We start from the raw sequence: 1,008 nt of genomic DNA on the forward strand, positions 1-1,008 counted from the left end.
CCTGAACCTGTGCGGCAACTACTATTTGTTTTGCCGGTATTGGGATGAGGCTCGGGTAGGCGCAGGGCATGAAGATCCCGCCGGAAACCGTCGCTGCGTTGCGCGACAAGTTCGAGGCGATGGTGCCGCATCTGGACGAGCGGCAGCGTCGTCTGTATCTGGGCGCGGAGGCACAGGCGCTGGGGCACGGTGGGATCATCGCGGTGGCTACGGCGGCTGGTGTATCCACCGTCAGCCGGGGGCTGCACCAGTTGTGCACGGGTACTGCCGTCCTTTGCCGACAACGCGCCCCGGGTGGTGGTCGCAAGCCGCTGACCACGACCGATCCCGGATTGCAGGCGGCGTTGGACGCGTTGATAGAGCCGACCGAGCTCGGGGACCCAGCCTCTGCGCTGCGGTGGACCACCGCGTCGCTCCGTGACCTGTCCGAACAGCTGTCGGCCGCGGGGCACTCAGTCAGCGCAACCACCGTGGGCAAACTGTTGCACCAGATGGGCTACTCGCTGCAGGCCGCCGCGCAGACCCGCTCCGGGACCAGCCACCCCGACCGGGACGCGCAGTTCCGGCACATCCACGCCGCTGTCGACGCCTTCCTCGCCGCCGGTCAGCCAGTGATCAGCGTGGACGCGAAGAAGAAGGAGGCCATCGGCAACTACCGGCGCCCGGGCCGCACTTGGCGCCGAAAGGCACCCCCGTAGAGGTCGACGACCACGCCTTCCCGGCCGACGCCGGCATGATTACCCCGTACGGGATCTACGATCTCGGTGAGGACACCGGCTGGGTCAACGTCGGCACCGACCGCAGCACCGTCGCCTTCGCGGTGGAGTCGATCCGCCGCTGGTGGCACGACCGCGGCAGCATCGACCACCCCGACGCTACCGCCTTGCTGGTCACCGCCGACGCCGGCGGAGCCAACGGCGTCCGCTTCCAGACCTGGAAGTGGCAGCTGGCTGCCTTCGCCCGCGAGTTGGGCATACCGATCACGGTCTGTCACTTCCCGCCGGGCAC

The 1,008-nt window shown here is 68.4% G+C and carries 1 pseudogene; it reads left to right on the forward strand.

Annotated elements, in window-relative coordinates:
- Nucleotides 1-119: 119 nt before the first annotated feature.
- Nucleotides 120-1,008: pseudogene (locus tag VXC91_RS46050) on the forward strand (ISAzo13 family transposase); the annotation flags it as partial.

The organism is Streptomyces chiangmaiensis (genome assembly GCF_036281785.1).
GTDB classification, from domain to species: Bacteria; Actinomycetota; Actinomycetes; order Streptomycetales; family Streptomycetaceae; genus Streptomyces; species Streptomyces chiangmaiensis.